Below are 3,560 nucleotides of genomic sequence, written 5' to 3'. Positions count from 1 at the left end.
CCTGCCTCCGAAGGGCCGTTCGGGGCAGGGGGTGGTCAGGGACGAGTCGGTGTACCAGAAGGGTTCGGCCAGGCGTCCGGAGTCGACCCGGGCGCGGGCCGCCTCCTCGGTGAGGGCCGCTTCGAGCACGGCCAGGCGGGTGCGGTGCTCCTCCTCGTCCTGGGGGACGAGGAAGCGCATGGTGGCGCTGGTGACGTCGGCGTTCTCCAGGGCGGCGGCGTGGCGCTCGGCGTGGTAGCTCTCCAGGAGTTCCTCGCCCGCCCATCCGGCCAGGACGTAGGCGAGCTTCCAGGCGGCGTTCTCGGCGTCCTGGACCCCGGAGTTGAGGCCGCGTGCGCCGAAGGGGGCGACCAGGTGGGCGTTGTCGCCGAGCAGCAGGACGCGGCCCGCGCGCATGCGTTCGGCCACACGGGTGTGGAACCGGTAGACCGAGTGCCAGACGATCTCGTAGGGCCGCTCGCCGATGATCTGGCGGATGCGGGCCTCCAGTCGGCCGCTGGCCTCCTCGGCGTCGAGGTCGAAGTCGGAGGGCACCTGCCAGTCGATGCGGTACACCGAGCCGGGGCAGGGGTGGATGAGCACCTGGCGGCCGGGGTTCCACTCGGGGTCGAAGTAGAAGCGGCGTTCGCGCTCCCATCCGGCCAGGTCGGCGCGGATGTCGCAGATGAGGAAGCGGTCGTCGAAGGTGGTGCCGTCGAAGGACAGGCCCAGGGCCTCGCGGACCACCCCGCCGTGGGCGCCGAGGCAGGACAGGGCGTGGGAGCCGCGCAGGCGGACGGGGCCGTCCGGCGTGCGGCACTCGACGGTGACGCCGCGCGCGTCCTGGGAGATGCCGGTGACCCGGTGGTTCCACAGGGTGCGCACCCCGGCGGCGGCCAGGCGCTCGTCGAGGACCTGTTCGGTGCGGGACTGGGAGATGTTGACGAACGGCGGCAGGGGCGAGGCTCCCGGGTCGGGGAGGCGGACGCTGAACAGCTCGCTGTCGCGGTAGAAGGTGCGGGCGGTGTCCCAGGTCAGCCCCTCCTCCGCGACCCGTCCGGCGCCCAGCCAGTCCCAGACGTCGAGCACGTCGCGCTGCTGGCAGATGGCCTTGGAGCCGACGGCGTCGCGTTCGGGCCGTGCGTCCATGAGCAGTACGGGGACGCCCCGCCGGGCCAGCAGCAGGGCCGCGGTCTGGCCGACCGGGCCCGCGCCGAGCACCAGGACGGGATCGGCGGCGGTGTCCGCGGGGGTGCGTGGAGCGGGGGGTCGCATCTGGTGGCTCCGTTCGGCGTGGACGCCCCGTACGGGCGTGGAAGGGATCGGGAGTCGGTGGGCGGGGCGGCGGGTCAGCCCTGGAGCTGGTCCCAGACCTCGCGGTCGCGCTCGGCGGTCCAGATGACCGGGCGCTCGATGCCGGAGAACTCGTCCCACAGGCGGGAGACGTCGAAGGGCAGGCAGTGCTCGAAGATGGGCCAGTGGCCGTAGTCGCCGACGAGGGCGGCGTGGGTGGCCTCGAAGGCCTCCTTGAGGGTGCCGCCGCGTCCGTGGACGGCGCCGACCTCGCGGATCATGACGTCGAGGAAGCCGCGGGTCTGCTCGATGGCGGCGTCGACCTCCTCGCGGCCGCGGCTGACCGCGCCGCGTCCGCCGACGAGCATCTCGGCCTCCAGGGCCTTGACGCCGTCCAGGGTGGCCCCGGCCCAGTCGTGGTGGAAGGCGTCGCCGGTGTAGAGGGCGGCCTGGGCCTCGACGAGGTCACCGGCGAAGAGGATCCTCTGCTTGGGCAGCCAGGCGACGATGTCGCCCTCGGTGTGGCCGCGGCCGAAGTACTGGAGGACCAGCTCGCCGCGGTCGCCGCCCAGGTCGATGGTGGTGCGGTCGGCGAAGGTCTGGGTGGGCCAGGTCAGCCCGGGCACGGAGTCGGCGTCCTTGGCCAGGCGCGGCATGCGGGCGAACTCGCTGGCCCAGTCCTCCTCGCCGCGCTCGCGGATGAGTTCGCGGGTCTTCTCGTGGGTCAGGATGATCTCGGCGTCGAAGGCGCTGGCGCCCAGGACGCGGACCGCGTGGTAGTGCGAGAGCACCAGGTAGCGGATCGGCTTGTCGGTGTGCTCGCGCAGCTTGGCGAGCCACTCCCCCGCGGCGGCGGGCGTGGCCAGGGCCTCGAAGGCCACGAGGAAGTCCTCGCCCTCGATGGCGCCCACGTTCGGGTCGCCCTCGGCGGTGAGGGCGTAGACGCCGTCGGCCAGGACCTCCAGGGTCTGCTCCTTGGCCTCGGTGTCGGCGGATGAGGCGAACGGCTTGGCTGCCATGGTCGGGGCCCTTCACTCGCTCCGGACGGCTGCCGCCGCCCAATTGATCAAAGGTTTGATGATCCTGACCATAACGTGCTCCACGCCACAGGACCAAGAGGCCTGGAGCCCGCTACTGAGTGATACAGATCACATGATACGACGGGGGCGGACGTGTCCGCAGACCTCCCACCTGGCGGTTCGCGAGCGCGGCCCGGGCGGGGCGGACGCAGCCGCACGGCGGCTCCGCGACGGCTGCGACCGGTGCCGACGCGTGCGCCGGGCCGCCCGCCGTGTGCCGGACCGGGCGCGGGCGCTCCCGAACGGCGCGGACGCGCGGGGCCGGGCGCGACCGGTCCCGGCGGGAGATCAGGCACTAGGCTGACCGACGTGACCCACGACACCGCCCCCGAACTCACCTTCTGGTCCTTCGTGGACTACGCGGTGCGGAAGGCCGAGCAGGAACTGCCCTCCGTGAACGCCGACGCCATGCGGATGGTCCTGACCCTCAACCGGGCGACGAGCATGGTCGTCTACGACCTGGAGTCGTCCGTGCACCGCCCGCGCGGTCTCACCTGGCCCGGGTTCCGGGTGATCTTCGCGCTGTGGCTGGCCGGGCCCATGGAGGCCAAGACCACCGCCGAGATCTCGGGGATGAGCCGGGCCGCGTTGTCCGCGCTGCTCAACACCCTCGAACGCGACGGGCTCATCGTGCGCGAGCGCGCCGCCCACGACCGGCGCGCCCTCCAGCTCAGCCTCACCGAGGCCGGGTACCGGGCGATCCTCGGCGGCTTCCGGGCGCACAACCGGCGCGAGAGCGCCTGGGCCGAAGCGCTGGAACCCGACGAGCGCCGGGAACTCGTGCGCCTGCTCAACAAGCTCATGGCGGGCTCCACCGAGGCCAAGGCCAAGTTCCGCAACTGAGGCCGCCGGGGGCACCGCCGCCAAAGGCAGTCCTTTCCCGGCCGGAATGGACCTTGAGCGGTCCCCGCCGCGCTGTGAGCATCGGGGGCATGGACGAAGCCGGACGGGCCCGCCTGCGGGCCGCGCAGCAGGAGTTCGCTGCCGAGAACACCTACCTCAACACCGCCACGCACGGCCTGACGCCCCGGCGGGCGCTACGGGCCCTGGAGCAGCACACCCGCGACGTGGCCGCGGGCCGGTTCCAGCCGGGTGGGGCAGACGCGGGCATCGAGCGCGCCCGCTCCGCCTACGCGCGCCTGACCGGAGTGCCCGCCTCCCACGTGGCCATCGGCAGCCACGCCTCCCAGTTCGTGGGCACGGTCGCCG

The 3,560-nt window shown here is 73.1% G+C and carries 3 protein-coding genes and 1 pseudogene; 2 read left to right on the top strand and 2 right to left on the bottom strand.

Features of this window, described 5'->3' with window-relative positions; all coding sequences use genetic code 11:
• Positions 1-1,254, bottom strand: a 1,254-nt coding sequence (locus DQW06_RS17795) for an FAD-dependent monooxygenase (RefSeq protein ID WP_117198948.1), incomplete at its 3' end; no start/stop codon positions are given.
• Between the two features lie 74 nt (positions 1,255-1,328).
• Positions 1,329-2,291 carry an MBL fold metallo-hydrolase gene (locus DQW06_RS17790; protein ID WP_071622006.1) on the bottom strand — a complete coding sequence of 321 codons (963 nt, stop codon included), beginning with the start codon at positions 2,289-2,291 and terminating at the stop codon, positions 1,329-1,331.
• A gap of 369 nt (positions 2,292-2,660) precedes the next feature.
• Between DQW06_RS17790 and DQW06_RS17785 the strand changes: the two genes are divergently transcribed.
• On the top strand, positions 2,661-3,194 hold the full coding sequence (locus tag DQW06_RS17785) for a MarR family winged helix-turn-helix transcriptional regulator (RefSeq protein WP_013152900.1): 534 nt from the start codon (positions 2,661-2,663) through the stop codon (positions 3,192-3,194).
• Between the two features lie 89 nt (positions 3,195-3,283).
• Positions 3,284-3,560 (top strand): annotated as a pseudogene (locus DQW06_RS17780) (aminotransferase); the annotation flags it as partial.

It is taken from the genome of Nocardiopsis sp. TNDT3 (genome assembly GCF_003427465.1).
In the GTDB taxonomy this organism is placed as follows: domain Bacteria; phylum Actinomycetota; class Actinomycetes; order Streptosporangiales; family Streptosporangiaceae; genus Nocardiopsis; species Nocardiopsis dassonvillei.
Note: the sequence above shows the minus strand (reverse complement) of the source record. Positions and strands in the feature narration are given on the sequence as shown.